The 26,654-nt window shown below is 71.0% G+C and carries 26 protein-coding genes; 17 read left to right on the forward strand and 9 right to left on the reverse strand.

Features of this window, described 5'->3' with window-relative positions:
* Complete coding sequence (locus tag ACIPJI_RS17610; RefSeq protein ID WP_402247110.1) at positions 1-1,293, reverse strand: DegT/DnrJ/EryC1/StrS family aminotransferase; 1,293 nt, start codon at positions 1,291-1,293, stop codon at positions 1-3.
* Between the two features lie 117 nt (positions 1,294-1,410).
* Entirely contained in the window at positions 1,411-2,304 is an 894-nt protein-coding gene (locus ACIPJI_RS17615) for an RNA polymerase sigma factor SigF (protein WP_402247191.1), read from the reverse strand.
* A gap of 293 nt (positions 2,305-2,597) precedes the next feature.
* Between ACIPJI_RS17615 and ACIPJI_RS17620 the strand changes: the two genes are divergently transcribed.
* The 6 genes from ACIPJI_RS17620 to ACIPJI_RS17645 all read left to right on the forward strand — a co-directional run bounded on the left by ACIPJI_RS17620 (position 2,598) and on the right by ACIPJI_RS17645 (position 7,652).
* Positions 2,598-2,966, forward strand: a complete 369-nt coding sequence (locus tag ACIPJI_RS17620; protein WP_307710376.1) for an STAS domain-containing protein — start codon at positions 2,598-2,600, stop codon at positions 2,964-2,966.
* A gap of 165 nt (positions 2,967-3,131) precedes the next feature.
* Complete coding sequence (locus ACIPJI_RS17625; protein WP_307706762.1) at positions 3,132-3,635, forward strand: ATP-binding protein; 504 nt, start codon at positions 3,132-3,134, stop codon at positions 3,633-3,635.
* Positions 3,636-3,766: 131 nt separating this feature from the next.
* The gene (locus tag ACIPJI_RS17630; protein WP_402247112.1) at positions 3,767-4,426 is read left to right on the forward strand and encodes a peptidase; all 660 of its coding nucleotides are present in this window, start codon (positions 3,767-3,769) and stop codon (positions 4,424-4,426) included.
* Positions 4,427-4,429: 3 nt separating this feature from the next.
* The gene (locus ACIPJI_RS17635) at positions 4,430-5,173 is read left to right on the forward strand and encodes a hypothetical protein (protein ID WP_402247114.1); all 744 of its coding nucleotides are present in this window, start codon (positions 4,430-4,432) and stop codon (positions 5,171-5,173) included.
* Positions 5,174-5,175: 2 nt separating this feature from the next.
* On the forward strand, positions 5,176-6,276 hold the full coding sequence (locus ACIPJI_RS17640) for a hypothetical protein (RefSeq protein ID WP_402247116.1): 1,101 nt from the start codon (positions 5,176-5,178) through the stop codon (positions 6,274-6,276).
* Between the two features lie 14 nt (positions 6,277-6,290).
* Positions 6,291-7,652, forward strand: a complete 1,362-nt coding sequence (locus ACIPJI_RS17645; RefSeq protein ID WP_402247117.1) for a hypothetical protein — start codon at positions 6,291-6,293, stop codon at positions 7,650-7,652.
* Positions 7,653-7,811: 159 nt separating this feature from the next.
* Here ACIPJI_RS17645 and ACIPJI_RS17650 read toward each other — a convergent pair whose 3' ends face one another.
* On the reverse strand, positions 7,812-9,317 hold the full coding sequence (locus ACIPJI_RS17650; RefSeq protein WP_307706757.1) for a peptide MFS transporter: 1,506 nt from the start codon (positions 9,315-9,317) through the stop codon (positions 7,812-7,814).
* A 465-nt stretch (positions 9,318-9,782) separates the two neighbouring features.
* Here ACIPJI_RS17650 and ACIPJI_RS17655 point away from each other — a divergent pair, with 465 nt between their 5' ends.
* Positions 9,783-10,460: a response regulator transcription factor gene (locus tag ACIPJI_RS17655; protein WP_189469346.1), complete on the forward strand. Its 678-nt coding sequence runs from the start codon at positions 9,783-9,785 to the stop codon at positions 10,458-10,460.
* Positions 10,461-10,473: 13 nt separating this feature from the next.
* Positions 10,474-11,742, forward strand: a complete 1,269-nt coding sequence (locus tag ACIPJI_RS17660; protein WP_402247120.1) for an ATP-binding protein — start codon at positions 10,474-10,476, stop codon at positions 11,740-11,742.
* 31 nt (positions 11,743-11,773) lie between these two features.
* On the opposite strand, the gene ACIPJI_RS17665 is transcribed toward ACIPJI_RS17660, so the two are convergent.
* The gene (locus ACIPJI_RS17665) at positions 11,774-12,307 is read right to left on the reverse strand and encodes a GtrA family protein (RefSeq protein WP_402247121.1); all 534 of its coding nucleotides are present in this window, start codon (positions 12,305-12,307) and stop codon (positions 11,774-11,776) included.
* 186 nt (positions 12,308-12,493) lie between these two features.
* Here ACIPJI_RS17665 and ACIPJI_RS17670 point away from each other — a divergent pair, with 186 nt between their 5' ends.
* From ACIPJI_RS17670 to ACIPJI_RS17685, 4 genes are all read left to right on the forward strand, one after another.
* A complete protein-coding gene (locus ACIPJI_RS17670; protein ID WP_402247193.1) occupies positions 12,494-13,612 on the forward strand; it encodes a 5-(carboxyamino)imidazole ribonucleotide synthase in 1,119 nt (372 codons plus the stop codon).
* On the forward strand, positions 13,609-14,130 hold the full coding sequence (gene purE, locus ACIPJI_RS17675; protein ID WP_307706755.1) for a 5-(carboxyamino)imidazole ribonucleotide mutase: 522 nt from the start codon (positions 13,609-13,611) through the stop codon (positions 14,128-14,130). Before ACIPJI_RS17670 ends, purE begins: the two co-directional genes overlap by 4 nt.
* A 21-nt stretch (positions 14,131-14,151) precedes the next feature.
* The gene (locus tag ACIPJI_RS17680; protein WP_402247123.1) at positions 14,152-15,351 is read left to right on the forward strand and encodes a dipeptidase; all 1,200 of its coding nucleotides are present in this window, start codon (positions 14,152-14,154) and stop codon (positions 15,349-15,351) included.
* Positions 15,352-15,471: 120 nt separating this feature from the next.
* Positions 15,472-16,587 (forward strand): membrane dipeptidase, encoded by a 1,116-nt coding sequence (locus tag ACIPJI_RS17685; RefSeq protein WP_402247125.1) that lies wholly within the window; start codon positions 15,472-15,474, stop codon positions 16,585-16,587.
* 11 nt (positions 16,588-16,598) lie between these two features.
* Here ACIPJI_RS17685 and ACIPJI_RS17690 read toward each other — a convergent pair whose 3' ends face one another.
* Complete coding sequence (locus ACIPJI_RS17690; RefSeq protein ID WP_356618309.1) at positions 16,599-16,961, reverse strand: VOC family protein; 363 nt, start codon at positions 16,959-16,961, stop codon at positions 16,599-16,601.
* 84 nt (positions 16,962-17,045) lie between these two features.
* Between ACIPJI_RS17690 and ACIPJI_RS17695 the strand changes: the two genes are divergently transcribed.
* Entirely contained in the window at positions 17,046-17,552 is a 507-nt protein-coding gene (locus tag ACIPJI_RS17695) for a CGNR zinc finger domain-containing protein (RefSeq protein WP_356618307.1), read from the forward strand.
* A gap of 22 nt (positions 17,553-17,574) precedes the next feature.
* On the opposite strand, the gene ACIPJI_RS17700 is transcribed toward ACIPJI_RS17695, so the two are convergent.
* Entirely contained in the window at positions 17,575-18,918 is a 1,344-nt protein-coding gene (locus tag ACIPJI_RS17700) for a UDP-glucose/GDP-mannose dehydrogenase family protein (protein WP_307706750.1), read from the reverse strand.
* A gap of 189 nt (positions 18,919-19,107) precedes the next feature.
* Here ACIPJI_RS17700 and ACIPJI_RS17705 point away from each other — a divergent pair, with 189 nt between their 5' ends.
* Entirely contained in the window at positions 19,108-20,265 is a 1,158-nt protein-coding gene (locus ACIPJI_RS17705; protein WP_307706749.1) for an acyl-CoA dehydrogenase, read from the forward strand.
* Between the two features lie 84 nt (positions 20,266-20,349).
* On the opposite strand, the gene ACIPJI_RS17710 is transcribed toward ACIPJI_RS17705, so the two are convergent.
* A complete protein-coding gene (locus ACIPJI_RS17710) occupies positions 20,350-20,964 on the reverse strand; it encodes a dihydrofolate reductase family protein (protein ID WP_356618304.1) in 615 nt (204 codons plus the stop codon).
* 201 nt (positions 20,965-21,165) lie between these two features.
* On the opposite strand from ACIPJI_RS17710, the gene ACIPJI_RS17715 reads away from it, so the two are divergent.
* Positions 21,166-21,816, forward strand: a complete 651-nt coding sequence (locus ACIPJI_RS17715) for a hypothetical protein (protein ID WP_307706747.1) — start codon at positions 21,166-21,168, stop codon at positions 21,814-21,816.
* A gap of 63 nt (positions 21,817-21,879) precedes the next feature.
* Here the strand turns inward: ACIPJI_RS17715 and ACIPJI_RS17720 are convergent, their stop codons facing one another.
* Positions 21,880-23,148 carry an LCP family protein gene (locus ACIPJI_RS17720; protein WP_307706746.1) on the reverse strand — a complete coding sequence of 423 codons (1,269 nt, stop codon included), beginning with the start codon at positions 23,146-23,148 and terminating at the stop codon, positions 21,880-21,882.
* A 108-nt stretch (positions 23,149-23,256) separates the two neighbouring features.
* On the opposite strand from ACIPJI_RS17720, the gene ACIPJI_RS17725 reads away from it, so the two are divergent.
* Entirely contained in the window at positions 23,257-23,805 is a 549-nt protein-coding gene (locus ACIPJI_RS17725) for an acyl-CoA thioesterase (RefSeq protein ID WP_159691403.1), read from the forward strand.
* Between the two features lie 21 nt (positions 23,806-23,826).
* On the opposite strand, the gene ACIPJI_RS17730 is transcribed toward ACIPJI_RS17725, so the two are convergent.
* On the reverse strand, positions 23,827-25,191 hold the full coding sequence (locus tag ACIPJI_RS17730) for an LCP family protein (RefSeq protein WP_402247129.1): 1,365 nt from the start codon (positions 25,189-25,191) through the stop codon (positions 23,827-23,829).
* A gap of 292 nt (positions 25,192-25,483) precedes the next feature.
* On the opposite strand from ACIPJI_RS17730, the gene ACIPJI_RS17735 reads away from it, so the two are divergent.
* Positions 25,484-26,497 carry a glycosyltransferase family 2 protein gene (locus ACIPJI_RS17735; protein ID WP_356618298.1) on the forward strand — a complete coding sequence of 338 codons (1,014 nt, stop codon included), beginning with the start codon at positions 25,484-25,486 and terminating at the stop codon, positions 26,495-26,497.
* Positions 26,498-26,654 lie beyond the last annotated feature (157 nt).

Genomic DNA, 26,654 nt, shown 5'->3' on the forward strand with positions numbered 1-26,654 from the left:
TCAGGCACCGGCATCGCCCCGGTGGGGCTGCCGCAGGGCCGCCAGGGACGGGCCGGGGCGGCGCAGGACATGGGGCGGGACACGGGCCGGCGCCCGGGTGGGGGCGGCCTGTGGCGGCCTGGCCGGACGTACGCCGGCACGGTCCAAGGCGGCAGCGGCCTGTTCGGCCCGCAGCGGATCGACCGGCAGGGCGTGGCGTGCGAACCACGACGCCGCGGCGGGGGCGGGCGACGGGTCCGTGAAGCGGTCGCCGGCGTACCGGTCGAGCGGCGGGTCGTACAGGTAGCCCACGGTGATCCGGTGCCGGGCCAGCGCGGCCGTCGCGGCGGCCCGGTCCTCCACCAGCAGCGGCACCCGGAACAGCGGCTGCGCGGGGCCGGGCCGGGGAGCGGCCCACGGAGTGTCCAAGAGCCTTTGCGTGCCCGCGAGATGCGCCGCGAGCCGCTCGTCGAGGCGCGCGAGCAGCCGCTCCGTGCGCCGTAACCTCAGCCGGCCCGGCACGAGTCGGTAGCTGTGCATGTCCACCCGCGCCCAGGAGTCGAACGCGTCGAGCGACGGGGACCGCGGGAGCGCACGCGCCAGTTCGTCCGGGCGCAGCGCCATCCGGATCTCCGTACGCTCCTCGAGTCCGAGGAGCCGCAGCCCCGCGCGGGCCGCCCCGGTCAGCCGCAGGCCGCGCAGCCCGGCCTCCGCGTACGGCCGCAGCCCGTAGGCGAGCTCCGCCGACAGCCGCGCGGGTGCGAGCAGCGCGTCCCTGGCCCGCGCCAGCTCGTCCCGCAGCGCGGGGTCGGCGACGGCGAGGAACCCGCCCGTGCCGGCGCCGGTGTGCTTGGAGAGGCTGAAGACGGAGGCGTCGCCGAAGCTGCCGACGGGCCGCCCGGCCAGCACGGTGCCGATGGCGTGCGCCGCGTCCTCCAGCAGCGGGATGCCCGACGCGTCGCAGCGCGCGCGCAGTTCGGGGGCCGGGTCCGGGTTCCCGTACAGGTTGGTGGTGAGGACGGCGGAAAGGCCCCGCCACACGGACTCGGGGACGGCGTCGGTGTCGATGGTGCCGTCGTCCGCCCGCAGCGGCGCCGGTACGGGGCGCAGACCGGCCGCGAGCACCACGAAGAAGATCACGTCGTCGTTGACCGGCGACATCAGTATCCGGCCGCCCGGCCGGCACCAGTGGCGCAGCGCGACATAGAGGCCGAGACGGCATGACGGCACGTACAGGCACTCCCTGCCCAGACGGCGGCGCATCAGCTCTTCGAGCGGTGCGTACGCCTGCGGGCAGCCCTCCCCAAGAGCCATGTGTTTCCCCCCACTTGCCCCTGGGTCAATGTGGACCAATCAGGACTGCCCCGTCAATAACGGGGAGGGCCCATTCCTTGACGGAATGGGCCCTTCCGAGCAGGTGAGGTGGTCCGCTCACTCCTCAAGCGTCAGGCCCTTGCGGAGCCTGCGGAGGGTCCGGGACAGCAGCCTGGACACGTGCATCTGCGAGATGCCGAGCTCTTCACCGATCTCCGACTGCGTCATGTTGGCGACGAAACGCAGGGAGAGGATCTTGCGGTCCCGGGGCGGCAGGCTCGCGATCATCGGCCTGAGCGACTCGATGTACTCGATGCCTTCGAGCCCGTGGTCCTCGTAGCCGATGCGGTTGGCGAGAGCGCCCTCGCTGTCGTCCTCCTCCGGCTGGGCGTCCAGCGAGCTCGCGGTGTACGCGTTGCTCGCGGCCATGCCTTCCACGACCTCGTCCCGGCCGATGTCGAGCCGCTGCGCGAGCTCGTCGACGGTGGGGGCGCGGTCGAGCTGCTGGGAGAGCTCGTCACCCGCCTTCGCGAGGTCCAGCCGCAGCTCCTGGAGCCGGCGCGGCACACGCACCGACCAACTGGTGTCGCGGAAGAAGCGCTTGATCTCGCCGATGATGGTCGGCATCGCGAAGGTGGGGAACTCGACGCCGCGGCTGAGTTCGAAGCGGTCGATCGCCTTGATCAGGCCGATCGTGCCGACCTGGATGATGTCCTCCATCGGTTCGCTGCGGGTGCGGAACCGTGAGGCGGCGAACTTGACCAGGGCGAGGTTCAGTTCCACCAGGGTGTTACGGACGTACGCGTACTCGTGCGTGCCCTCTTCGAGGGACGCGAGGCGTGCGAAGAGCGTCTTGGACAGTTCTCTGGCGTCCAGCGCTCCCACCTGTTCGAACGGCGGGATCTCCGGAAGACCCGCGAGGGCTTCGAGGCCCGTGGCCTGTTCGTCGGTGGGGGTGGACAGTGTCGACGGCGCGGTGGGGGTGCGCGATGCGTCGAGCCGGGGTGACATGGTCTCCTCCATCGTTCTCGGCATATGGCTGCCGAAGCCCATGCGTGCTGCTGCGGTGAGCGGCGCCTCCAAAGCCGGCCGTGTTGGTTGTGTCCGTACTAGCCCTACCCGGTCTGCCACGACGATCGCAAGTGGCGTATCGGCATGATGTCCGTATTGTCGGTTAGTTCGGCTACCGATGTGGGCGTGGAGGGCGTAGGGTTCGACGGGCGTCAGCGCTGTCCGTCGACGGTGCCGACGTGATGTACGACACGGTGGGTGACACACTGAACGACACGGCGAAAAGGGACGGCATGGACCGCGAGACGGTCGGCAGCGTCAATCGGGGCCGGCTTCAGGTCGAGGTTCGGACCGAGGGCCGCAGCGAAATCGTGAAGCCGGTGGGTGAGCTCGATCACCACACGGCGGACCTGCTGCGCGTGCCCTTGGAAGAGGCGATCGAAAGCGGTCGCGTACGTCTGGTCATCGACTGCTCGCAGCTCGAGTTCTGTGATTCCACCGGACTCAACGTGCTGCTCGGTGCCCGGTTGAAGGCCGAGGACGGTGGCGGAGGGGTCCATCTGGCCGGGATGCTGCCGGTGGTGGCGAGGGTCTTCGAGATCACCGGGGCAGAGGCGGTCTTCACTGTGCACGACTCCGTCGAGGCAGCCTTGGTCCACTGACGGACCGCCCTGTTGCCCGTGTCACGCGGGCCGGATCCGCTCAGTGGGTGTTGTCACGGGCCGGTCGGGCAGGAGAACCCCCGCAGAACGTTGAAAGCCCAGCACTCTGCGTACTTGAGACGATGGCGAACTGGTGAATCGGTGAATCGGTGAGGTGAAGCGCTGATGAGCACCACCCGGCAGCAGCAGCCGGGCGACGCCGGCCCTGAGCCGGGTGGCGCCGGCGCGGCGCCGGCCGTCCCCGCACCCGGGGTCTCCGGCGGCGCCGTGCGCAGCCTTCCCCTGCGCGCGGCCAGTGGCATAGTTCCCCTCGCCCGGGACTTCACGCGGCAGGCGCTCTACGACTGGGGCTGGCTGCCCGCCGCGACGGCCGACCGCAGGGCCGCCGCGGAGGACGTGCTCCTGGTCGTCTCCGAGCTGGTCACCAACGCCTGTCTGCATGCGGAGGGGCCGGAGGAGCTGCGCGTCGGCTGCGACGGCAAGGTGCTGCGCCTGGAGGTCACCGACGGTGGCGCCGGACAGCCGGCGCCCCGCACCCCGCACCGGGCCGGGCGGCCCGGCGGGCACGGGATGTTCATCGTCCAGCGGCTCTGCATGGACTGGGGAGTCGTCAGAACTCCCGGCTCTGCGGGCAAGACGGTGTGGGCGGAGCTCGCCGCGCCCGCGTGACGCCGCTCCGGATCCGCTGAAAGAGCACGCCGATACGGCGTGCTCTTTGTCTTCCCTCCCCAAGGCCCCGGGCGTACCTTGAGCGCCCGATCTGATGTGTCGTCAGTTGACTGCGGCCGAGGGGACCCGACGTGTCGTACCGGAAACGAACAGCCTTCGCCCTGGTGGCGGCGGTGGCGGCCCCGGCGGTGCTGCTGACCGCCCCCGCCGCGCACGCCGCCGTCGTGGACGTCGACTACGAGTGCAGAACCCCGATCGGCCCGAAGGGCGCGGTCTCGCCGATCGACATCAAGGCGGTCAGGAACGGCGGCGCGTACAAGCTCACGATGTCCTTCCAGAAGGGCGTCTCCTCCAGCCCGGTCGAACTGGGCAAGGGCGCCATGAACCCGAGCGCGGTCATCGAACTGGGCGGCGCGGAGACGGGCGAGGTGCGGGTCTCCGGCCCGCCCAACGCCGCCGCCGTGCCCGCCGAGACCCCGATCAAGATCAACGACCTGTCCGGTACGTACACCCCGAAGAAGAGCGGCAAGGTCACCTTCACGGCCGGGGTGCTGACCATCAAGGCCCTCGGCACGACCACGACCTGCACGCCGAAGAACAGCCCCCGGCCCTCGCTCGAGCTCGACGTCACAGCGGCGGGCGGCGCCACGGGCGGCGGGTCGTCCGAACTGCCGAAGACCGGGCCCCTGGACTCGGCGACGGCACTCGGCACGCTCGGCGGCACCGTACTGCTCACCGGGGCGGCGGGTGTCCTCTGGCTGACCCGGCGCGGCGGCCGGACCGCGGGCTGAGCCGTGCGGGCCGCCCTCGCGCTCGTACTCGCCCTGGCCGCGCCGCCACCCGGCGCCGGCTGGGAGCCGGGGCGTGAGTACGTGTACCTGGAGGGCGGCCCCGGCACGGTGCTCGAGGACCGCGTGTCGCTGACCAACCCGGGTACCGAGGCGCTCACGGTGGAGGTGAAGGCACCGCCCGCCCCGGCGCCGTGGATCGCGCTCGCCGCCGGCGAGGTGACGATCCCGGCCCGCACCCGGGCGGAGATCCCCTTCACGGTGACCGTCCCCGCGAACACGCCCCCGGGTGAACAGACCGCGACGATCACGGCCTCGGCCGGCGGCCGCACAAAGCCGATCCGCGTCCACCTGCGGGTGAGCGGCCCGAAGGTCCCCGCCCTCACCGTCGAGGACGTGTCCTTCTCCGGCGGTCTCGTCCACTACACCGTCGTCAACCGCGGCAACACGCCCCTGTCGCCGCGCGTTTCGCTGCGCGCCGACGGCCTCTTCGGTGCTCCGGTGACCCGCCGCGCCCACGAGGTCCGTCCACTGCCACCGGCGCAACGGGTCGCGCTGACCGAGAGATGGGACCCACCGGCGCTGGACCGTGTCGAACTGCGCCTGGACGTCACAGCGGCGGGCGGCGTGCACGCCGGCGCGACGGTGACGAAGACGTTCCTTCCCTGGCCGGCCCTGCTGCCGACGCTGTTGCTGCCCGCGTGGTTGTGGGTCCGTATCCGCCGCCGGTCCAGAAGAGCAGGAGGCTGACGATGCCCTCCGCCCGCCGCGCCCTCGCGGTCGCACTCGCAGCGTTCCTCCTGCTTTCCGCTCTGCTCTCCGCGGCTCCCGCGGCAGTCGCGGACCCGCCCCCGCCCCGCGTGGAACTGTCCGCCCCACAGGCGGGCAAGGGCCGGGACATCACCGTCAGCGGCAGCGGCTGGCGGCCCCGCACCCTGCTCATGCTGCTCGTCTGCGGCCGGGCCACCCCCGCCAAGGGCGTGGTCGGCGGCACCAACTCGTGCGCCAACGCGGACGGCCGCGCGGTCACCACCGGCTCCACCGGGTCGTTCAGCAAGAAGGTGCCGGTCGCGGAACCGCCCGTACCCTGCCCCTGCGTCGTCCATGTGGCCACCGTCATGGGGGAACAGCAGGCTGTCGACGCCGTGTTCGTCGTCGCCGGTCATCCCACCGCCCCGCTTCCCGAGCAGACCGGCGGCGGCAGGCTCGCGGTGCTCACGTCGACCCGGCTCGAGGGTGATTCGGGCCTCCTCGTCTTCTTCGGTGCCCCGCCCGCCCGCACTCTCGAGTTCACGGTCGGCAATCTCGGCACGGACCCCGTCCAGGACCCGGTCTTCCAGATCGGCACGGCACACGGGCTGTTCGCCCCGCAGTGGGAGGAACAGCAGTGGCGCGGCACGGTGAGGCCCGGTGAGAAGGCGCGGATCACGCTGCCCGTGCAGCTCCCCGCCGGGGCGCACGGTGACTACTCGATCTCGGTCAAGTACGGCACGAAGGTCCTCGCCGAGCAGCCCTGGGGCGTGCCCAGGCCATGGGGCGTGACGGTGTTCTGGGTACTGCTCGCACTGGTCGTGCCGGCCGCCCTGTTCCGAATCGGTATGGCGGTCGTCGACAAGGTCCGGCCGCCGGACCCCCGCCACGCCCGCCCTTCGCGACGGCGAGGCGCCACTGCCACGGCCACCGCCGACGGCACCGCGAGCGACACGGCGGCGGCGCTGCCGTGGCTCATGCCCGACGCCGCCCCCTGCGCACCCTCGGTGTCCTCCGCACCGTCTACACCTGGCGCACCGTCCACAACGTCCGCACCTTCCGCACCGTCAGAGAACCGGCCCACGACGAAGGGACATTCGTGAGTACGCAACGGAGGATGAGCGCGGCCGGAGTCGCGCTGATGCTCGGCGGAGCGGGGATGCTGCTGGCCGCGAGCCCGGTACAGGCCGCGGAGTTCTCGTACGCGACGGAGTGCATTCCGCCGCCCATCTCCGGTCTGCCGCCCGTGCAGGGCACCACCAAGGTGCAGATCACCGCGCCCTCGGAGGCGAAGGTCGGCGACGAGGTCGAGGTGGTGTGGAAGACCGTCCAGGCGGCGTCGAAGAACCCGGACGTCCTGGACCTGGAGAAGGACACGGTCAAACCGACCGGCACGATCACCCTGGGGGGCGCCGCGAGCGGCGAGCTCAAGGTGGAGGGCCCGCGCCAGAACCCGCCGATCCCGAAGAACAGCCCGATGGTGCTCCCCGACATGAAGGCCACGCTGAAACTGGAGAAGGCCGGCGAGATCACGCTGACGCCGGGCGCGTACAGCATCAACGTCTCCAAGCCGATCTCGACGGACACCAAGTGCTCACCGAAGGAGACGGTCCAGGCCGGCGCGACGATCAAGGTGACGGACGGCCAGGGCGGCACCTCCGGCGGTACGAGCTCGGGCGGCACCACCTCCGGGGGCAGCAGCTCGGGAGGAACCACCACGGGCGGAACGACCAACGGTGGCTCGGACTCCGGGGGCACCACCTCCGGGGGCAGCAGCTCCGGGGGAACGACGTCCGGAGGAACCAGCTCCGGCGGCACCGACCCTGGCCCCACCGACTTCGAGGGCAAGGAGATCGAGGTCGCCTACGCCTGCAAGACCCCGATCGGCGACAAGAACGCCGTCTCCCCGGTCCGGATCAATGCCAAGAAGGACGGCGGCGGTTACGGCCTGACCGTGAAGTTCTCCAAGTCCGTCATGGACAGCCCGGCCGACATCCCGGCGGACTCCGTCAAGCCCTCCATGGCGGTCCGGCTCGGCGGAGCCGACAAGGGCTTCGTCCACGTCGAGGGGCCGACCAACAAGGAGCCCGTCAAGTCGGGCGAGCCCATCGAGATCCCGGACCTCACGGGCACGTACAAGCCGGGCGCCACCGGCAAGGCGACGCTCAGCCCCGGCGTGCTGACGGTCAAGGCGCTCGGGACGACCACGACCTGCACGCCGCCGGCCGGCGTCCCGTTCTCCCTGGAGCTGGACACCTCGGCACAGCCCGGCGGGGCCTCCGGGGGCACCACCACAGGCGGCGGCACAGCCGGCGGCGGAACGGGTTCGTCCGGCGGCAGCTCCGGCGGCCTCGCCCAGACCGGCGCGGAGGACACCGGCGCGCTGCGCGCCCTCGCCCTGGTCGCCGGCACGGTGATCCTGCTCGGGGGCGCGGTGTTCACCTTCACCCCGTGGGCGCGCCTGCGCGGCCTGCGCTGAGCCCCGGCTCGGACCTCGCTCGGACCGACACCTTTGCTTCGGCTTTCAGGATCATCGGCGGACGGTTCCGGCGCGAACAGGAGGAGGGCCGGCACGAAGTCTCCTTCGTGCCGGCCCTCCCGCCGTCGCGCCGGGCCGGTCCGCCGACCGGCCGTGGTGCTACTTCACATCGCCCATGAGTGCGCGGATCTTACGGCCCGCCATCATGAACGTCAGTCCCGCGGCGACCGCGATGACCGCCCACAGCGAGTAGTACATGGCGTCGCCCAGCGGCTTGTTGAGCTTCGTGGTCCAGCCGTTCAGCGCGTTGCCCGTCGCCGTGGCCAGGAACCACAGACCCATGATCTGGCCGACGAACTGCTTCGGCGCCAGCTTGGTCGACAGCGACAGGCCGACCGGGGACAGGCACATCTCACCGATGGTCTGGACGAGGTAGACGCTCAGCAGCCAGAAGACGGTGACCTTGCCGGTGTCGCTGTTGGCGGCCGCGGCGCCCGCCAGGCCCATGATCGCGAAGGAGCCGCCGATGAGGAGCATCGCGAGCGCGAACTTCATCGGGGTGCTGGGCTCACGGTTGCGCTGTGCGAGCTTGACCCACAGCGTGGCGAAGATGGGCGCCAGCACGATGACCATGGCCGGGTTGACCGACTGGTACCAGGACGCCGGGAACTCCCAGCCGCCGATCATGCGGTCGGTCTTGCCGTCCGCGAACAGCGTCAGCAGCGAGCCGGACTGGTCGTAGATCATCCAGAACAGGACGGCCGTGGCGAAGAACCACACGAACGCCTTGATCTTCGGCCTGTCCTGCGCGGTCAGCGCCGGGTTGCGGAACATCGAGATGAAGTAGATGACCGGAACGGCGATGCCGAGCACCGCGAGCACGTTCACGATGTGCTCGACGTCGTAGGTGCCGAGGACGATGTCGGCCAGCAGGGCGGCCACGGCGATGCCGGACCACAGCAGGACCTTGCGCAGGACCGCGCGCTTCTCCTCCGGCGTCGCCGGGGTGCCCGGCTCCTTGCCGACGTCGCCGAGGTGACGGCCGCCCAGCACGTACTGCACGACGGCCAGGGTCATGCCGATACCGGCGACGGCGAAGCCGAGGTGCCAGTCGACGTTCTCACCGAGGTAGCCGACGACCAGCGGGGCGGCCATGCCGCCGATGTTGATCGCCATGTAGAAGAGCGTGAAGCCGGCGTCGCGGCGGGCGCTGGACTGACCCTCGTACAGGCCGCCGACCATGGCGGAGATGTTCGGCTTCAGCAGGCCCGTACCGGCGGCGATGAGCGCCAGGCCGGCGAAGAACGCGGTGTCCGAGGGGAGTGCCAGCGTGAAGTGGCCGAGGGCGATGACGATGCCGCCGACCAGAACGGCCTTGCGGGCGCCCCACAGACGGTCGGCGACCCAGCCGCCGGGCATGGCCGCCATGTAGACGACGGCGTTGTACACGCCGTAGATGGCGGCTGCCAGAGCCTCGCGGTCCTCCAGTCGGCCGTCGAGGACTTCCGCGACCAGATACAGGACGAGGATGCCGCGCATCCCGTACCAGGAGAAGCGCTCCCACATCTCCGTCATGAAGAGAGTGGCCATACCGCGGGGGTGGCCGAAGAAGGTCTTCTCGCCGCCAGGAGTGCTGGCCGAGTCCTTCGTCAGGCTGGACGCCATGGTCGATCCTTGCTCGCTCGGGACGCGGCGCTTCGTGAGCGGTACGCGCCCGGTGGGGGGAGGCCGGTACCGGTACGGTCCGGCCCACGCCCGCGAGGACAAGGGCCGGAAACGGTCCGTACCGGGATCCGCGCCCCGGGCGCGTGGTGACGCCGGGGCCCGGCCAACAGGTCATTCACTGCGTCGGGTCGGGGCTCGAAACGACCGGAACGGTATCGGCCGACCTTCGGACAGAAAAGAGACCCTTGGTGCGCACGGCAGCCAAAGGTCCCCGAGTTGTACTACGGGCGTCTCGCCACCATACGCCACGACACTGCGGCATATGGAAGGACTTGAGACACGGATCACAGGTGAACGTGGAACCGTCTGCCCTGAATCCAAGGTCGTAACCAGGATCGCACCCCATAGCCGCAGGCATTGTGGATCAAGCCCCGCGGCCCGTGGCCCGCGGACTACCATCACCCCATGACCCGTGTACTGCTCGCCGAGGACGACGCATCCATCTCGGAACCGCTGGCCCGCGCGCTGCGCCGCGAGGGGTACGAGGTGGAGGTACGCGAGGACGGCCCGACAGCGCTGGACGCGGGACTCGCGGGCGGTGTGGACCTCGTCGTGCTCGATCTCGGTCTGCCCGGCATGGACGGCCTGGAGGTCGCCCGCCGGCTGCGTGCGGAGGGCCACACCATCCCGATCCTGGTGCTCACCGCCCGCGCCGACGAGGTCGACACCGTCGTCGGCCTCGACGCGGGCGCCGACGACTACGTCACCAAGCCGTTCCGTCTCGCCGAACTGCTCGCCCGGGTCCGGGCCCTGCTGCGGCGCGGTGCCACCGAGCCCGCCCCCGCCCCCGCCACCCACGGCGTCCGGATCGACGTCGAGTCGCACCGCGCCTGGATGGGCGACGAGGAACTCCAACTGACGGCCAAGGAGTTCGACCTGCTCCGGGTCCTGGTCCGGGACGCCGGCCGGGTCGTCACCCGGGACCAGTTGATGCGCGAGGTCTGGGACACCACCTGGTGGTCGTCCACGAAAACCCTCGACATGCACATCTCCTGGCTGCGCAAGAAGCTCGGCGACGACGCGGCGAACCCTCGCTACATCGCCACCGTGCGCGGCGTCGGCTTCCGCTTCGAGAAGTCCTGATACTCAAAGCACCATGCGCCGCCGTCTGATCACCTCCACGCTCGCCGTGGTGCTCGTCGTCATCGCCGTCTTCGGCGTCTCCCTGGTGCTCGTGGAGACGCGCACCATCACCAGCAGCGCGCAGGAGAGCGTCGACTCCGACGCGCTGCGCCTCGTCAGCATCGTGGAGAGCCGTCTGGTGGGCGGTGAGCCCGTCAATCCGGACATTCTCGCCGAGCAGGGCGACATCACCCGCTACGCGCTGATCGACATCCCCGGCCGGGGCCCCATCGAGATCGGCGAGCCGCCCTCCGGAAGCGTCATCCGCGGCACCGCGGAGGGGGAACGGAGCACGACGGTCACCGTCGAGGAGTCCCGCTCGTCCGTGACCCGTGAGGTCGGCCGGTCGCTGATGATCATCGCCGCGGTGGCGCTGCTCGCCGTCGTCGCCGCCGTGCTGCTCGCCGTACGCCAGGCCAACCGCCTCGGCTCACCGCTCACCGACCTCGCGGAGACGGCGGAGCGTCTGGGCTCCGGCGACCCCCGCCCCCGCCACCGCCGCTACGGGGTGCCCGAGCTGGACCGGGTGGCCGATGTGCTCGACGCCAGCGCCGAGCGGATCGCCCGGATGCTCACCGCGGAACGGCGGCTCGCCGCGGATGCCTCCCACCAGCTCCGTACGCCGCTGACCGCGCTGTCGATGCGGCTGGAGGAGATCACGGTCACCGACGACCTGGAGACGGTGAAGGAGGAGGCCAGCATCGCCCTGACCCAGGTGGAGCGGCTCACCGACGTGGTCCAGCGGCTGCTGACGAACTCCCGCGATCCGCGTACCGGCTCCGCCGTGGTCTTCGACCTGGACGAGGTGGTCAAGCAGCAGCTCGAGGAGTGGCGGCCGGTCTACCGCAGTGCCGGCCGGGCCATCGTCTGCTCGGGCCGGCAGGGCATGCGTGCCGTCGGCACGCCCGGCGCCGTGGCGCAGGTGCTCGCCGCCCTGATCGAGAACTCGCTGATGCACGGCGGGGGCACCGTCGCGGTGCGCACCAGGGCGACCGGCAACCAGGCGGTGGTCGAGGTGACGGACGAGGGGCCAGGTGTGCCGGGGCACCTCGGGGCGCGGATCTTCGAGCGGACCATCAGCGGTCGCAACTCGACCGGCATCGGCCTGGCCGTCGCCCGGGACCTCGCGGAGGCCGACGGCGGCCGGCTGGAGCTGCTCCAGCAGCATCCGCCGGTCTTCGCGATCTTCCTGAGCAGGGTGGCGAAGAAGCGCAAGGACGAAGAGAAGCCGACGATCCGATAGCCCCGGTCCCCGGGCCCCGGGGACCGGCGGCTCAGCGGCCGACGCGGTGCCGCACCGGCTCAGGCGCAGGCCGTCGCTGCTCGAGGAACGATTCGGCGCTCGGCACGGCGTCCCGTACGGCTTCCCGCGGGGGCAGCGCCCGGAAGACCCAGCTGCGGTACGACCAGAACCGGAACAGCGTCGCGACACCGATCCCGAGGAACTTGAAGACGTTGCTCTGCAGCGGGGTGTCCCAGCCGAAGCCGTACGTGGCCGTGTAGAGAATGCCGTTCTCGATCACCAGGCCCACCGCGCTGAACAGCAGGAACAGCGTCAGTTCCTTGGTTCGCCGGCTCTTGTCGCGGTCCCGGTAGGTGAAGTAGCGGAACCCCACGTAGTTGAACGCGATGGCGACGACGGTCGCCAGAACGGACGCCCGGACCACCGGAACCTCGGTGACGTGGCGTACGAGGTTGAAGACCGCGAGATTGACGAGCAGTCCCGCCCCGCCCACCGCTCCGAATTTCGCGACCTCCCGGATGAGCTGGTGCAGCTGCCCCCGCAGCCTTCCGCCTCGTTCACTCATAGTGAGAGTCCAGCCTCATCAGATCGGCATGTGTGGTCACCGTCATGCTAACCAGCGGCTCAGTGTGATGCTTGTGGGTCTTGAGGACGATGTGACGCCGGCTACAGGGCACTGTCGGAACATACGGAAGTCGGGGCGCGGCGACTGGGCGGATACCCTAGGAGAGTGACGTTCCCGGTAGTCGGCATGGTCGGCGGCGGTCAGCTCGCCCGCATGACCCATGAGGCGGGTATCCCCCTCGGCCTGAAGTTCAAGCTCCTCAGTGACACCCCTCAGGACTCAGCTGCCCAGGTGGTGAGCGATGTCGTCATCGGCGACTATCGCGACCTGGACACGCTGCGTGAGTTCGCGCGCGGCTGTGACGTGATCACCTTCGACCACGAACATGTCCCGATCGAGCACCTGCGCGCCCTCGAGGCGGACGGCGTCGCCGTCCGGCCCGGGCCCGACGCGCTGGTGCACGCCCAGGACAAGGGGGTGATGCGCGCGCGGCTCACGGAGATCGGCGTGCCCTGCCCCCGCCACCGCATCGTGGCCGACCCGGCCGATGTGACGGCGTTCGCCGAGGAGACCGGGGGCTTCCCGGTGATCCTCAAGACCGTGCGCGGCGGGTACGACGGCAAGGGCGTCTGGCTGGTCCGCACGGAGAAGGACGCCGAGGCCCCGTTCAAGGCGGGTGTGCCGGTCCTCGCGGAGGAGAAGGTCGACTTCCGCCGCGAGCTCGCCGCGAACATCGTCCGCTCCCCGCACGGCCAGGCCGTCGCCTATCCGGTCGTCGAGTCGCAGCAGGTCGACGGGGTCTGCGACACCGTGATCGCGCCCGCGCCGGACCTCGACGCGGATCTGGCCGGCCAGGCGCAGGAACTCGCACTGCGGATCGCGCAGGAGCTCGGCGTCGTCGGCCACCTCGCCGTCGAGCTGTTCGAGACCGCCGACGGACGCATCCTCGTCAACGAGCTCGCCATGCGCCCCCACAACTCCGGCCACTGGACCCAGGACGGCGCGATCACCTCGCAGTTCGCCAACCACGTCCGTGCCGTGCTGGACCTGCCGCTGGGCGATCCCCGTCCCCGTGCCCCGTGGACGGTCATGTGCAATGTTCTGGGCGGTGACTACCCGGACATGTACGCGGCCTATCTGCACTGCATGGCACGGGACCCCCAACTCAAGATCCATATGTATGGCAAGGACGTGAAGCCCGGCCGCAAGGTGGGGCACGTCAACACGTACGGCGACGACCTGGCCGACGCCCTGGAGCGCGCCCGCCACGCCGCCGGCTACTTGAGAGGGACGATCACCGAATGAGCCCGGTCGTTGGCATTGTCATGGGGTCCGACTCGGACTGGCCCGTCATGGAGGCGGCTGCGCAGGCGCTCGACGAGTTCGAGATCGGCTACGAGGTCGACGTCGTCTCCGCGCACCGCATGCCGCGCGAGATGATCACGTACGGCGAGCAGGCGGCCGGCCGCGGACTCAAGGCGATCATCGCCGGCGCCGGGGGAGCGGCCCACCTGCCGGGCATGCTGGCCTCGGTCACCCCGCTGCCGGTCATCGGCGTCCCCGTCCCCCTGAAGTACCTCGACGGCATGGACTCGCTGCTGTCCATCGTGCAGATGCCGGCCGGCGTGCCCGTCGCCACCGTCTCGGTCGGCGGCGCGCGGAACGCCGGACTGCTCGCCGCCCGCATCCTCGCCACGCAGGACGCCGAACTGCTGGCCCGCATGCAGGAGTTCCTGCAGGAGCTCAACGACCAGGCCACCGACAAGGGCAAGCGGCTGCGCGCCAAGGTCGCGGGCGCGGAGTCCTTCGGCTTCGGAAAGTAGGACGCGGGGAAGCAACAGGCAATGGACACCCCCACGGAACTCCTCCAGCGGGCCCGCGAACTGCTCGCCGCCCACCCCGTCGTCGACGGTCACAACGACCTTCCCTGGGCGCTGCGGGAACACGTCCGCTACGACCTCGACCGCCTGGACATCGCGGCCGACCAGAAGGGCCGGCTCCACACCGACCTCCCCCGGCTGCGCGCCGGCGGGGTCGGCGCGCAGTTCTGGTCCGTCTACGTGCGCAGCGACATGGCGGGCGACGCGGCCGTCAGCGCCACCCTGGAGCAGATCGACGTCGTCGACCAGCTCCTCGAGCGCTACCCCGCGGACCTCGCCCGCGCACTGAGCGCCGAGGACATGGAGATCGCCCGCGACGAGGGCAGGATCGCCTCGCTCATGGGCGCCGAGGGCGGCCACTCCATCAACAACTCGCTCGCGACCCTGCGCGCCCTCTACGCGCTGGGCGTTCGCTACATGACGCTCACGCACAACGACAACATCGCATGGGCCGACTCCGCGACCGACGAGCCCGGCGTCGGCGGCCTGTCGGCCTTCGGCCATGAGGTCGTGCGCGAGATGAACCGCCTCGGCATGCTCGTGGACCTCTCGCATGTCGCCGAGACGACGATGCGGCACGCGCTCGCCACCTCCGTGGCGCCGGTGATCTTCTCCCACTCGTCGGCCCGCGCGGTGTGCGACCACCCCCGCAACATCCCCGACGAGGTGCTGGCCCTGCTGGCGGCCAACGGGGGCGTGGCGATGGCGACGTTCGTACCGAAGTTCATCCTGCCCGCGGCCGTCGAGTGGACCCGGGCGGCCGACGAGAACATGCGGGCCCACGGGCTGCACCACCTGGACACCACACCCCAGGCGATGAAGATCCACGAGGCGTTCGAGGCGGCGAACCCGCGGCCGGTGGCGACCGCCGCCACGGTCGCCGACCACCTCGACCACATGCGGGAGGTCGCCGGCATCGACCACATCGGCATCGGCGGCGACTTCGACGGCACGGCCTTCACCCCGGCCGGCCTGGACGACGTCGCCGGCTACCCGAACCTGGTCGCGGAACTGCTGCGCCGCGGCTGGTCGGACGCCGATCTGGCGAAGCTCACCTGGCAGAACGCCGTCCGGGTGCTGCGGGCGGCCGAGGACGTGGCCGCCGACCTCCAGGCGACCCGCGGCCCGTCGATCGCGACGATCGCCGAGCTCGACGCGCTCTGAGCGGTTCGGGGTGCGCTGCCGCGGGCCGCGTACCCCGAACGCACCACTCGCCGCGACCCCTTACCGCTCCCGTGCCACGGTTGGCGTAACGGCATACGGCCGGCGACCCCGGAGCAGCACATGGCAGATCTGCACGACGCCTCGTCCCTCACCACCGTCGAATCCGCCGGTCCGGAGGACCTCGACGAGCTGAACGATCTCGACGGCCTCGAAGTTCTCGGCGAACCGGGAGCAGCGGCGTCCGCGCCGCCGGACCCCGGGCCGTCCGCCGATCCGCTCGTACGCGCCACGCGACTCCTGCGCACCCACCCCGTGATCGACGGGTACAGCGGTCTGGCCCCGGTGCTCCAGAGCATGCACTGGTACGACCTCGAAGCCGGCGAGAGCATGCTGGAGACCGATGTGCCCCGGCTGCGGCGTGGCGGTGTGGGCGCCCAGTTCTGGTCCCTCCAGGCACCGGCCGGCAGCGCCGGGAGCCCTTCGCTCGGCGCCACGGTGGAACTGATCGACCTGGTACGGGCCACGGTGGCCGATTGCCCGGAGGGCCTGCGCCTCGTGCTCGGCGCCGACGAGCTCGCCGACTCCCGGAACCGCGGCCGGATCGCCGCCCTCCTCGGCCCGATGTCCGGTGAGGCCCTCGGCGACTCGCTCGCCGTGCTGCGCGCCGTGTATGCGCTCGGCGTCCGCAGCGTCACCCTCGCCGGCGCCCGCTGGACGCAGGGCGGCCTGACGCCGTTCGGCCACGAGATGGTCCGTGAGATGAACCGGCTCGGTGTCCTCGTCGACCTCTCCGGCTGCACGACCGACACGATGCGGCGCGCCCTCACGATCACCAGGGCACCCGTCGTCTTCTCGCACCAGGCAGAGCCCCTGCCGGACGACGTGCTGCACGCGCTGCGCGGCAACCACGGGGTGTGCATGGTGTCGTGCACCGCCGGGACGCTGCCTGCGACCGCGGACCTGCTCGACCACGTCCGGGAGACCGCCGGGCCCGAGGCCGTCGCGATCAGCGGGGCGTACGACACGGGACTTCCGCACGCGCCCGGTCTGAACGACGTCTCCTGCCTGCCGAGGCTGATCGCGGAACTGCTCGAGAGGGGCTGGCCCGAATCGGAGGTCATGGGCCTGACCTGGTCGAACATGGCCCGGGTGCTGCGTGGCACCGAATTCGCCGCGCGCGCGGCCCAGCCGCGCCGGGCCCCCTCACGGGCGGCGATCGGCGCGCTGGACCTCTGACCCGCGCCGGCTCAGCAGGCGCAGAGGCAGAACGGATGCCCCGCCGGGTCGGCGTACACCCGGAACGACCGCTTGCGGTCCTCCGCGTCGAGCGCGGTGGCGCCGAGCGTGAGCACCCGCTCCTCGGCGGCGTCCATGTCCTCGACCATCACGTCGATGTGGAACTGCTGCGAGTCCTTGGCGGACGGCCACTTCGGCGGTACGTGACCGGGGGCGGCCTGGAACGCGAGCTGTGCGCCGTCGGCCCCCTTGAGGTCCACCCACCCGTCGCCGTCGTCCTCGACCGTCCCGCCGACGAGCTCGGCGTAGAAGCGGGCGAGGGCGACGGGATCGGGACAGTCCAGTACGACGGCTCCGACCTTGCCGATGCTCATGCTTCCTCCTCGGTGGTTACCGCTACCTGACATCAACCGGTAACGGTTACCGCATGCTCCCGCATAACAGGTAACGTCGCAAGCATGAATGACAGGGCGCCCGCACCCGGTGGCCTCGCGCTGATCGAAGCGCTGGTGAACACGCTGGACATCGGGACCGGAGCGGACCGCCTCGACACGCCGGACGGCCGTGCCCGGTTCGACCTCACCCCGGACGACCTGCCCGCCGCACGCGAGCTCCGCGAGGCACTGCGCGCCGCCTGCCTGGCCCATGCCGGCCACGCCGCCCGGCCGAGCGCCCTCGACGACCTCCTCGCCGGTGCCCCCCTGCGCGTGGCGATCTCCCCCACGGGGGAGGCCGCCCTGTGCCCCACCGGGCCGCCGACCCTCCTCACCCGCGTCGCCGAGGCCATCGCCGCCGCCACGGCCGACAACACCTGGCTCCGCCTCAAGGCCTGCGAGGCGGAGGACTGCCGGTGGGCCTACTACGACCGCAGCCCGGCATGCCGCAGCCGCTGGTGTTCGATGTCCGTCTGCGGCGCCCGCGCCAAGATGCGCAGCTACCGCGCCCGCCGGGCCGACTCCGCCTGAAGGGGTCCGGCCGGCGCTCGGGTCACGCCCGCGGGCGGCCCATCGCCCGGTACGTCCAGCCCGCCTCGCGCCACGCCACCGGGTCCAGGGCGTTGCGGCCGTCGAGGATGATCGGGGAGGTCACGACCTCCGCCAGCTCCGCCGGGTCCAGCTCGCGGAACTCGCGCCACTCCGTGAGGTGCAGCACCACGTCCGCGCCGCGCACCGCCTCCCGCGCCGTGTCCGCGTAACCCAGCGTCGGGAACAGGCGGCGGGCGTTGTCCATGCCCTTGGGGTCGTAGACGGTGACCTGGCCGCCCTGGAGGTGGATCTGGCCGGCGACGTTCAGCGCCGGCGAGTCACGGACGTCGTCCGAGTCCGGCTTGAACGTGGCGCCGAGCACCGCGACCCGCTTGCCGAGGAAGGACGTGCCGCCGACCGCCTCACGGGCCAGTTCGACCATGTGGCCACGGCGGCGCATGTTGATCGAGTCGACCTCGCGCAGGAACGTCAGCGCCTGGTCCGCGCCCAGTTCACCGGCGCGCGCCATGAAGGCGCGGATGTCCTTCGGCAGGCAGCCGCCGCCGAAACCGACACCGGCCCGCAGGAACTTCTTGCCGATCCGCTCGTCGTAGCCGATCGCCTCCGCCAGCTTCACCACGTCGCCGCCGGCCGCTTCGCACACCTCGGCCATCGCGTTGATGAAGGAGATCTTCGTCGCGAGGAACGAGTTCGCCGCGGTCTTCACCAGCTCCGCCGTCGGGAAGTCGGTCACCACGAACGGCGAGCCCTCGCCGACCGGCGTCGCGTACACCTCCCGCAGCAGCTTCTCCGCGCGCTCGCTCTCCACGCCGACCACGATCCGGTCCGGGTGCAGCGTGTCGTCGACGGCGAACCCCTCACGCAGGAACTCCGGGTTCCACGCGAGCTCCACGTCCGGGCCCGCCGGCGCCTTCTCCGCGAGCAGCCGGCCGAGCCGCTCCGCGGAGCCGACCGGCACGGTCGACTTGCCGACGACGAGCGCCGGGCGCTTCAAGTGCGGGGCCAGCGATGCGAAGGCGGAGTCGACGTAGCTCATGTCGCACGCGTACTCGCCGTGCTTCTGCGGGGTGTTCACACACACGAAGTGGACGTCACCGAACTCACCGGCCTCCTCGTAGGAGGTCGTGAACCGCAGCCGCCCGCTGGAGCCCTCGATCCCGGCGACGTGCCGCCGCAGCAGCTCCTCGAGACCGGGCTCGTACATCGGCACCCGGCCGGCGGAGAGCATGTCGATCTTCTCCGGGACCACGTCCAGTCCGAGGACCTCGAAGCCCAGTTCCGCCATGGCCGCGGCGTGGGTGGCGCCGAGGTATCCGGTGCCGATCACGGTGATCTTGAGGGCCATGGGGTGCTCCAGTACTGACGCGGGCAAGGGCGGTGCGGGGCCGAGCATATCCGGGGGCGTGCGGCACGCTCCAAAGCGCTCTTCGCGCGCTGTGGCCGAGCTGTCACCAAGCTCACGTATGCCTGCCGGGGGAGCGGCGTCTAAAATTGGAATACTTAACGGTAGTTAACACCTTGGGGAGTGAGAGTCTTGGCAGGATCGGCCGACTTCGATCTGTATCGCCCGTCGGAGGAGCACGACATGCTCCGTGAGACGGTCCGCTCCCTCGCCGAGGCGAAGATCGCGCCGTTCGCCGCCGCGGTGGACGAGGAGGCCCGCTTCCCGCAGGAGGCCCTCGACGCGCTCGTCGCGTCCGACCTGCAGGCCGTGCACGTCCCGGAGAGCTACGGCGGTGCCGGCGCCGACGCGCTCGCCACGGTCATCGTGATCGAGGAGGTGGCGCGTGTCTGCGCCTCGTCCTCCCTCATCCCGGCCGTGAACAAGCTCGGTTCGCTCCCGGTGATCCTCTCCGGCTCCGAGGAACTGAAGAAGAAGTACCTGGGCCCGCTCGCCAAGGGCGACGCGATGTTCTCGTACTGCCTCTCCGAGCCCGACGCGGGCTCCGACGCGGCGGGCATGAAGACGAAGGCGGTCCGCGACGGCGACTTCTACGTCCTCAACGGCGTGAAGCGCTGGATCACCAACGCCGGTGTCTCCGAGTACTACACGGTCATGGCCGTGACGGACCCCGAGAAGCGCTCCAAGGGCATCTCGGCCTTCGTCGTCGAGAAGTCCGACCCCGGCGTCTCCTTCGGCGCCCCGGAGAAGAAGCTCGGCATCAAGGGCTCGCCGACCCGCGAGGTCTACCTCGACAACGTCCGCATCCCCGCCGACCGCATGATCGGCGCGGAGGGCACGGGCTTCGCCACGGCGATGAAGACCCTGGACCACACCCGCATCACCATCGCGGCCCAGGCGCTCGGCATCGCGCAGGGCGCCCTCGACTACGCCAAGGGCTACGTCAAGGAGCGCAAGCAGTTCGGCAAGCCGATCGCCGAGTTCCAGGGCGTACAGTTCATGCTCGCGGACATGGCCATGAAGATCGAGGCCGCCCGCCAGCTGACGTACGCGGCCGCCGCGAAGTCCGAGCGCGGTGACGCCGACCTCACCTTCCAGGGTGCGGCGGCCAAGTGCTTCGCCTCCGACGTGGCCATGGAGGTCACCACGGACGCGGTCCAGCTGCTCGGCGGCTACGGCTACACCCGTGACTACCCGGTCGAGCGCATGATGCGCGACGCCAAGATCACGCAGATCTACGAGGGCACCAACCAGGTCCAGCGGATCGTGATGGCCCGCAACCTGCCGTAGTACGCGGCCCTGTCGCGACGAGGCGAGGCACCCCTGGGTCCAGGGGTGCCTCGCTTTCTGCGTCAGGGCCGGGAGCGGATGCGGCTATTGACCGGACCCGGACAGGTGCGTCCTGGCGTCGTCGTACGTCGCCTCCCCGGCCGGCTCCGCCGGCGCGTACACCAGGTTCAGCACGCCTGTCTCGAAGGTCTCGGAGGAGACCAGCCGGAGCGGGAGCGGAGCATCGCCCTCGTCGAACAGCCGCATGCCCTTGCGGACGGCGATCGGGTGCACCAGGAGATTCAGCTCGTCCAGCAGCCCGGCGGCCAGCAGTTGGCGCACGACGGAGACCGAGCCGCTCACCGCGACGGTGCCGTCGCCCTCCTTCTTCAGCGCCGTGACCGCCGGGACGAGATCGCCCTGGAGCTGTTCGGAGTTGCGCCAGGTGAACTCGAGCTGCCGGCTCGACACCACGATCTTCCGCGTGTCGCCGAGGATCTTGGCGAACGGCGCGTCCTCCCCGCCGGCCGCCTCCCGCTCCGGCCAGGCGCCGGCGAAGCTGTCATAGGTCTCACGGCCCAGAAGAAGCGTGTCCGTCCGGCCCAGTACGGCATCGACGGCCGTCCCCATCTCGTCGTCGAAGTAGGGGAAGTGCCACTCGTGGGGCGCCTCCACGACGCCGTCGAGCGAGATGAACAGCTGCGCGACGATCTTCCTCATGCCGGCCTCCACACGTGATCGGTGCTCTCACCTCAGTAGACGGCAGGGGCCGGCCGGACTCATCGGTGACGCGGCGCAGGGATCCCCCGCGCGGGCGCGCCCGAGGCCGGGACCCAAGCGGAATGATCCATACCGGTGCGGTTAGGCTGCGCTGCCGTCGATCGGCGGCGCGTCGGCCAAGACATGGGGTGGGAGAACGAGATGGGCGCTTCGGACAGACGGATCGCGTCGCTGCTGCGGCAGATCGCCACGCAGGACGTCGTCGTGCTGCGACAGGAGATGGCCGTCGCCAAGCGGGTCGCGGCGCAGGCGTACGTCGTCGAGCAGTACGGCTTCGAGTACGGGGAGGCCCGGCGCGAGGGGCACAACAAGCAGGTCCTCGCCGTCTACCTGTACCGCGACCCCCGGCCCGAGGCGCGCGCCCGCGAGGCGGCGACGATCGCCGCTTACCCGGATGCCGGGATGGGCGGCGCCGTGCCCGGGCTGCGGCCCGGCACGCTGAGCCCGGTTCCCGAGGCCGAGGCGGCGGTCGCCCTGCTGAAGGACCGCATCGGGTACGACGTGATGGCGAAGGCCGCCGACAAGGGCCAGAAGCGGTTCGCCTACGCGATGACCGGCGTCGCCGCCGCCATCTTCCTGCTCATGGGCAAGTGGGTGGAGGGGCTTGCCGTGGGCGCCGTCCTCGCCGCCTTCCTGGTCGGCGCGTTCCGGCTGAGCGACGTCCGGCGGCAGCGCGTCGCCGACCGTTTGACGGCCGGCGGCTTCACCGCCGTGACCGACGAGCACGGCCGCCGGCGCTTCCTGCGGCCGGGGCAACAGCTCCCGGGGCACGCCAACCCGTTCACGCACTGACCGTGACGCCGCAAGGGGCCCGCACCGCGCGTACGCGGTGCGGGCCCCTTCGACGCGCGGGAATCACTTGTCGCTGACAGTGACCTTCTCGTCGTTCTGGATCTGCTTCACCAGCTGCTGCACCTTCGCCTTGTCCCAGACGAGGTTGCCGCCCCGGCTTCCCGACGTCGGCATGTTCATCGACGTACCGTCGCCGCCGCTGATGCCCTTCATCGCGAAGAACATCTCACCCAGGTCGAACAGGGACATCTCCTTGTCGACGATGAGTGTGTCGAGGCCGGCGCCCAGGGTCGGGTACAGCTTGAACGGGTTGAGGATCGTGCCGGGGGTCGCCGCCTGGCTCGCCAGCGCGGAGAGGAACTTCTGCTGGTTCTTGGTGCGCGCGAGGTCCGACTCCGCGAAGGCGTAGCGGGTGCGGACGAAGGCGAGGGCCTGCTCGCCGTCGAGGGTCTGCTTGCCCGCCTCGAAGTCGGCGCCGGACTTCTTGTCCTTGAAGCCCTTCTCGATGTTCATCTCGACACCGCCGAGCGCGTCCACGATGTTGGCGAAGCCGGCGAAGCCGATCTCCGCGTAGTGGTCGATGCGCAGGCCGGTGTTGTGCTCGACGGTGCGGACCAGCAGCTCGGGCCCGTCCTCCGCGTAGGCGGCGTTCAGCTTGGTGCGCCGGCCCTGGTTGGGGAACTTCTTGCCGGACTCGGAGCCGATGAAGGACGGTATCTCGACGTCCGAGTCACGCGGCAGGGACACCATCGTGTTCCCGCTGCCGCAGGCCGCGAGGATCATCATCGAGTCGGTGCGCTTGCCCGCGGCGTCACCGGTGTGGAGCTTCTTCTTCTCCTCGGCCGTCATGCCCTCACGGCTGTCGGAGCCGACGATCAGATAGGTGGTGCAGTCGCCCTCCGCGGGCCGCTCGATCACCTTGGCGAGGTCGACCTCGCGCCGCACCTTGGAGTCCGCCCAGAAGTACGTGCCGATGGTGGTGCCCAGCACGGCCACGAGCACGACGATCGAGCCGATCTTCAGCCTGCGCCGCCAGTCGGGCGCCGGCCCGGGCTGCCGGGAGGGTCTGCCCTGAGAGGGCAGACCGCCGCCGCCCGCGCCGCGGTAGACCTGGCCCGTGTTGTAGCCGCTGTCGTATCCCGGCTCGGCGTAGCCCTGGTCGTAACCACGGGGCTGCTGAGGGGGGACCCCGCCGTGCTGCGGGGCGGCCGGTCGCTGGACATGGCGCATGACGCGCGCGCCCTCGGGCTGGGCCCCGGAGCTGCCGCGTCCGTAGCCGCGTGCGTTGCCGTTGCCGCCGTTGTCGGTCCATCCATCGGGCCAGTCATTCATGCGGAACAGTGTGCAGGGGAGGGTGGCCCCCCAGACAGGGTGGGTGGGGAATCGCACCAGGGCTGTAGCGAAGCTGATGCATTCCGGCCCCGGCATATGGTGGACGGCATGACAGATCAGGCCCAGCGCCCGGAGGATGAAATTCCGGGCAAGCCCACTTCGGCGTCCCGTACCACCCTCAGCCACATCATGACCGGCAGTGACACGAATCTCCTCGGCACCGTGCACGGCGGCGTGATCATGAAACTGGTGGACGACGCGGCCGGAGCCGTCGCGGGCCGGCACTCCGGCGGACCCGCGGTCACCGCCTCCATGGACGAGATGGTGTTCCTGGAGCCGGTCAGGGTGGGCGACCTGGTCCATGTGAAGGCACAGGTCAACTGGACCGGCAGGTCCTCCATGGAGGTGGGTGTACGGGTCCTGGCCGAGCGCTGGAACGAGTCGACGCCCGCCACCCAGGTCGGCAGCGCCTACCTCGTCTTCGCCGCCGTGGACGCGGACGGCAAGCCGCGGCCGGTGCCGCCGGTCGTCCCGGAGACCGAGCGCGACCAGCGCCGCTACCAGGAGGCGCAGATCCGGCGCACGCACCGGCTGGCCAGGCGCCGGGCGATCCGGGAGCTGCGCGAGAAGCGCGCCGCGGAGGGCATGGAGGACTGACCCCGGCCGCCCGGCGGGGACCTACGGGCAGACGACCTGGTCGCCCGTCACCGCGCCGAACTCGCCGCGATGGGGCTCCTGCGTCTGTACGGGGGTGACGCCCTTGAAGTCGGTCCCCGCCATCACCTTCATCGTGGGGCCCTGCCCCTTCACCGGACGCAGTTCGGCACCGGGCAGCGCGGCCTGGAGCGACTTCGCCGAGCGGTCCCACCGTGGGTCGTACGTCACATAGGTGCGCGCGACCTGACCGCTGCCGCCGTCGAGCGGGGCGCGGGTCGTGTCGAAGCCGAGGCCGTGCAGGGCCTTGTCGACCTTCTCGCCGAGGCCGGCGAGGTGGGTCCCGTTGTAGATCTGGACCTTGATCTGCTTCGGGTCGACCTCGACGACGGTGGCCTTCGCACGCTTCGGGCGGTGCGGTGCCAGCGGTTTGTCCTCGCGCAGCAGCCGGAAGAGCCGCTGCGCCCGCGCGTCGTCCCACTTCACGGTGGACCCGATGCCCTTGACGAGGAACGCGACATCGCCGACGGGCACGGAGGTGAACTCGGAGGAGGAGGGCGTGAAGCCCTGCATCGCCCTGCCGAGGGCGAGCATCTGCCGGGTGCCGAACTGCCGGTCGGCGCGGACCGAGCCGAGCATGGTCGAGGTGACCTTCCGGAACTTCACCGGGTTGAGCAGCACACCACTGCTGGTCGCCCGGTCGACGAGCGCCGCCAGGAAGCGCTGCTGGCGCTGCATCCGCCCCAGGTCGGCGGCGCCGTCGATATGGCGGGAGCGCACGTATTGCAGCGCCTGCCCGCCGCTGAGTTTGTGAGTGCCGACCGGCAGGTCGAGGCCGGTGTAGGTGTCCTTCATCGGCCGGGCGGTGCAGACCTCCACCCCGCCCACGACGTCCACCGTCTTCATGAAGCTGGTGAAGTCGACCTCGAGATAGTGGTCGATCTTCAACTTGGTCATGTGCTCGACCGTGCGCACGGTCAGTCCGGGGCCGCCCTCGGCGTAGGCCGCGTTGAGCTTCACCGGGTGCGGCTTGTGATGTCTGCCCGTGGTGCTGTCGGTGTGCTCGGGGATCTCCGCGTAACTGTCCCTGGGCAGGCTGACCACACTGGCGCGATCACGGTCCTGGGCGATGTGCACCAGCATGATCGTGTCGGTGCAGTTGCAGGGCGCCCCGCCGAGCCGGTACTTCTTCTTCTCCTCCGGCGTGATCCTGTCCCGGCCGTCGGTGCCGACGACGAGGATGTTCGTGCCCCGGCCGTCCTCGGGCCGGTTCTTCATGTCACGGAAGGGGTCGACCCGGTCGATCTCCGTGTCGAGTCCGGTGACCATGGCGTGCCCGATACCGCCCACGCCCAGGACCAGCACCGAGAGCGATGTGACGATCCGCATGCCCCAGCGCGGCCGTGCCGGAGGCCCGGCCCGGCGCGGCGGCGGCGAGCCGCCGCCCGTGCGCCGCGCGGGGTGCCCGCTCCGCCCTGCCGGCCGCGCCGGCTGTCGCGCGGCGGGCCGCCCCGTGGCGCCGCGCTGCGGGGCGGGACGGGGGCGGGGACGCGGGCGGGGCGGTGGGGGCAAGAGGACACCTCCGCGGACGACAGGGGATTCCCCGCACCGTAGGCCCATACGATCTGCGACACCGGCCGCCGCGCCTGGGTGTCCCTCGTTCGCGGTAACGTGGCGGGCGATGAACGCCACGCCCGCTGTCTCCGTGATCATGCCGGTCCTCAACGAGGAGCGGCATCTGCGCAACTCCGTCCGCCACATCCTCGAGCAGGAGTACGACGGAGAGATGGAGGTGGTGATCGCGCTCGGGCCGTCCACGGACCGCACCGACGAGATCGCCGCCGAACTCGTACGGGATGACCCGAGGGTCCGCACCGTGCCGAATCCGACGGGCCGCACCCCGGCCGCCCTGAACGCCGCCATCAAGGCGTCCCGCCACCCCGTCGTGGTGCGCGTCGACGGCCACGGCATGCTGTCGCCGAACTACATCGCGACCGCGGTCCGCCTGCTGGCGGAGACCGGCGCGCAGAACGTCGGCGGCATCATGCACGCCGAGGGCGAGAACGCCTGGGAGGACGCCGTCGCCGCCGCGATGACCTCGAAGGTCGGCGTCGGCAACGCCGCGTTCCACACGGGCGGCAAGGCCGGCCCGGCGGAGACGGTGTACCTGGGTGTCTTCCGGCGCGAGGCGCTGGAGCAGCAGGGCGGCTACAACGAGGAGTTCATCCGCGCCCAGGACTGGGAGCTGAACTTCCGCATCCGCGAGGCCGGCGGCCTGATCTGGTTCTCCCCGGAGCTGCGGGTCCAGTACCGTCCCCGGCCGTCCGTGCGGGCGCTCGCCAAGCAGTACAAGGACTACGGACGCTGGCGCCATGTCGTGGCCCGCTACCACCAGGGCTCGATCAACCTGCGCTATCTGGCGCCGCCGACGGCGCTCTGCGCGATCGCCGCGGGCGTCGTGGCGGGAGTCGCGCTCACGCCGTGGGCGTTCGTCGTCCCCGCCGGCTACCTCGCGGCGATCACCGCGGGCTCCGTCCCCGCCGGCAAGGGCCTTTCGCTCAAGGCCAGGCTCCAGATCCCGGTGGCGCTGGCCACGATGCACATGTGCTGGGGCTACGGCTTCCTGACGAGCCCGCGCTCGCTGGCGAAGAAGGTCATCGCGAGTCGGCGGCCCTCCGTCAGGACCGCTGCCTGAACACGCCCCGCACGCACGACGACAGCGCCGGGGCGCCCCCCCCCCGGGGGGGCCGGCGCGGGCGGGGGGGGGGGGGCCCCGGGGGGGGGGCGATCCCGTTAGGGGCGGTGATTTCCAAGGAGGGCCCCCTGTCGGCGCCCCAGACCCGCTCCCTGGT

This window comes from Streptomyces sp. NPDC086835, from assembly GCF_044745705.1.
Lineage (GTDB): Bacteria > Actinomycetota > Actinomycetes > Streptomycetales > Streptomycetaceae > Streptomyces.

Excerpts from the sequence above, each read along its gene's own strand:
- ACIPJI_RS17610 (WP_402247110.1), bottom strand. The coding sequence starts at position 1,293 with ATGGCTCTTGGGGAGGGCTGCCCGCAGGCGTACGCACCGCTCGAAGAG.
- ACIPJI_RS17615 (WP_402247191.1), bottom strand. The coding sequence starts at position 2,304 with ATGTCACCCCGGCTCGACGCATCGCGCACCCCCACCGCGCCGTCGACA.
- ACIPJI_RS17620 (WP_307710376.1), top strand. The coding sequence starts at position 2,598 with ATGGACCGCGAGACGGTCGGCAGCGTCAATCGGGGCCGGCTTCAGGTC.
- ACIPJI_RS17625 (WP_307706762.1), top strand. The coding sequence starts at position 3,132 with ATGAGCACCACCCGGCAGCAGCAGCCGGGCGACGCCGGCCCTGAGCCG.
- ACIPJI_RS17640 (WP_402247116.1), top strand. The coding sequence starts at position 5,176 with ATGCCCTCCGCCCGCCGCGCCCTCGCGGTCGCACTCGCAGCGTTCCTC.
- ACIPJI_RS17645 (WP_402247117.1), top strand. The coding sequence starts at position 6,291 with ATGAGCGCGGCCGGAGTCGCGCTGATGCTCGGCGGAGCGGGGATGCTG.
- ACIPJI_RS17650 (WP_307706757.1), bottom strand. The coding sequence starts at position 9,317 with ATGGCGTCCAGCCTGACGAAGGACTCGGCCAGCACTCCTGGCGGCGAG.
- ACIPJI_RS17655 (WP_189469346.1), top strand. The coding sequence starts at position 9,783 with ATGACCCGTGTACTGCTCGCCGAGGACGACGCATCCATCTCGGAACCG.
- ACIPJI_RS17660 (WP_402247120.1), top strand. The coding sequence starts at position 10,474 with ATGCGCCGCCGTCTGATCACCTCCACGCTCGCCGTGGTGCTCGTCGTC.
- ACIPJI_RS17665 (WP_402247121.1), bottom strand. The coding sequence starts at position 12,307 with ATGAGTGAACGAGGCGGAAGGCTGCGGGGGCAGCTGCACCAGCTCATC.
- ACIPJI_RS17670 (WP_402247193.1), top strand. The coding sequence starts at position 12,494 with ATGGTCGGCGGCGGTCAGCTCGCCCGCATGACCCATGAGGCGGGTATC.
- purE (WP_307706755.1), top strand. The coding sequence starts at position 13,609 with ATGAGCCCGGTCGTTGGCATTGTCATGGGGTCCGACTCGGACTGGCCC.
- ACIPJI_RS17680 (WP_402247123.1), top strand. The coding sequence starts at position 14,152 with ATGGACACCCCCACGGAACTCCTCCAGCGGGCCCGCGAACTGCTCGCC.
- ACIPJI_RS17685 (WP_402247125.1), top strand. The coding sequence starts at position 15,472 with ATGGCAGATCTGCACGACGCCTCGTCCCTCACCACCGTCGAATCCGCC.
- ACIPJI_RS17690 (WP_356618309.1), bottom strand. The coding sequence starts at position 16,961 with ATGAGCATCGGCAAGGTCGGAGCCGTCGTACTGGACTGTCCCGATCCC.
- ACIPJI_RS17695 (WP_356618307.1), top strand. The coding sequence starts at position 17,046 with ATGAATGACAGGGCGCCCGCACCCGGTGGCCTCGCGCTGATCGAAGCG.
- ACIPJI_RS17700 (WP_307706750.1), bottom strand. The coding sequence starts at position 18,918 with ATGGCCCTCAAGATCACCGTGATCGGCACCGGATACCTCGGCGCCACC.
- ACIPJI_RS17710 (WP_356618304.1), bottom strand. The coding sequence starts at position 20,964 with ATGAGGAAGATCGTCGCGCAGCTGTTCATCTCGCTCGACGGCGTCGTG.
- ACIPJI_RS17715 (WP_307706747.1), top strand. The coding sequence starts at position 21,166 with ATGGGCGCTTCGGACAGACGGATCGCGTCGCTGCTGCGGCAGATCGCC.
- ACIPJI_RS17720 (WP_307706746.1), bottom strand. The coding sequence starts at position 23,148 with ATGAATGACTGGCCCGATGGATGGACCGACAACGGCGGCAACGGCAAC.
- ACIPJI_RS17725 (WP_159691403.1), top strand. The coding sequence starts at position 23,257 with ATGACAGATCAGGCCCAGCGCCCGGAGGATGAAATTCCGGGCAAGCCC.
- ACIPJI_RS17730 (WP_402247129.1), bottom strand. The coding sequence starts at position 25,191 with ATGCGGATCGTCACATCGCTCTCGGTGCTGGTCCTGGGCGTGGGCGGT.
- ACIPJI_RS17735 (WP_356618298.1), top strand. The coding sequence starts at position 25,484 with ATGAACGCCACGCCCGCTGTCTCCGTGATCATGCCGGTCCTCAACGAG.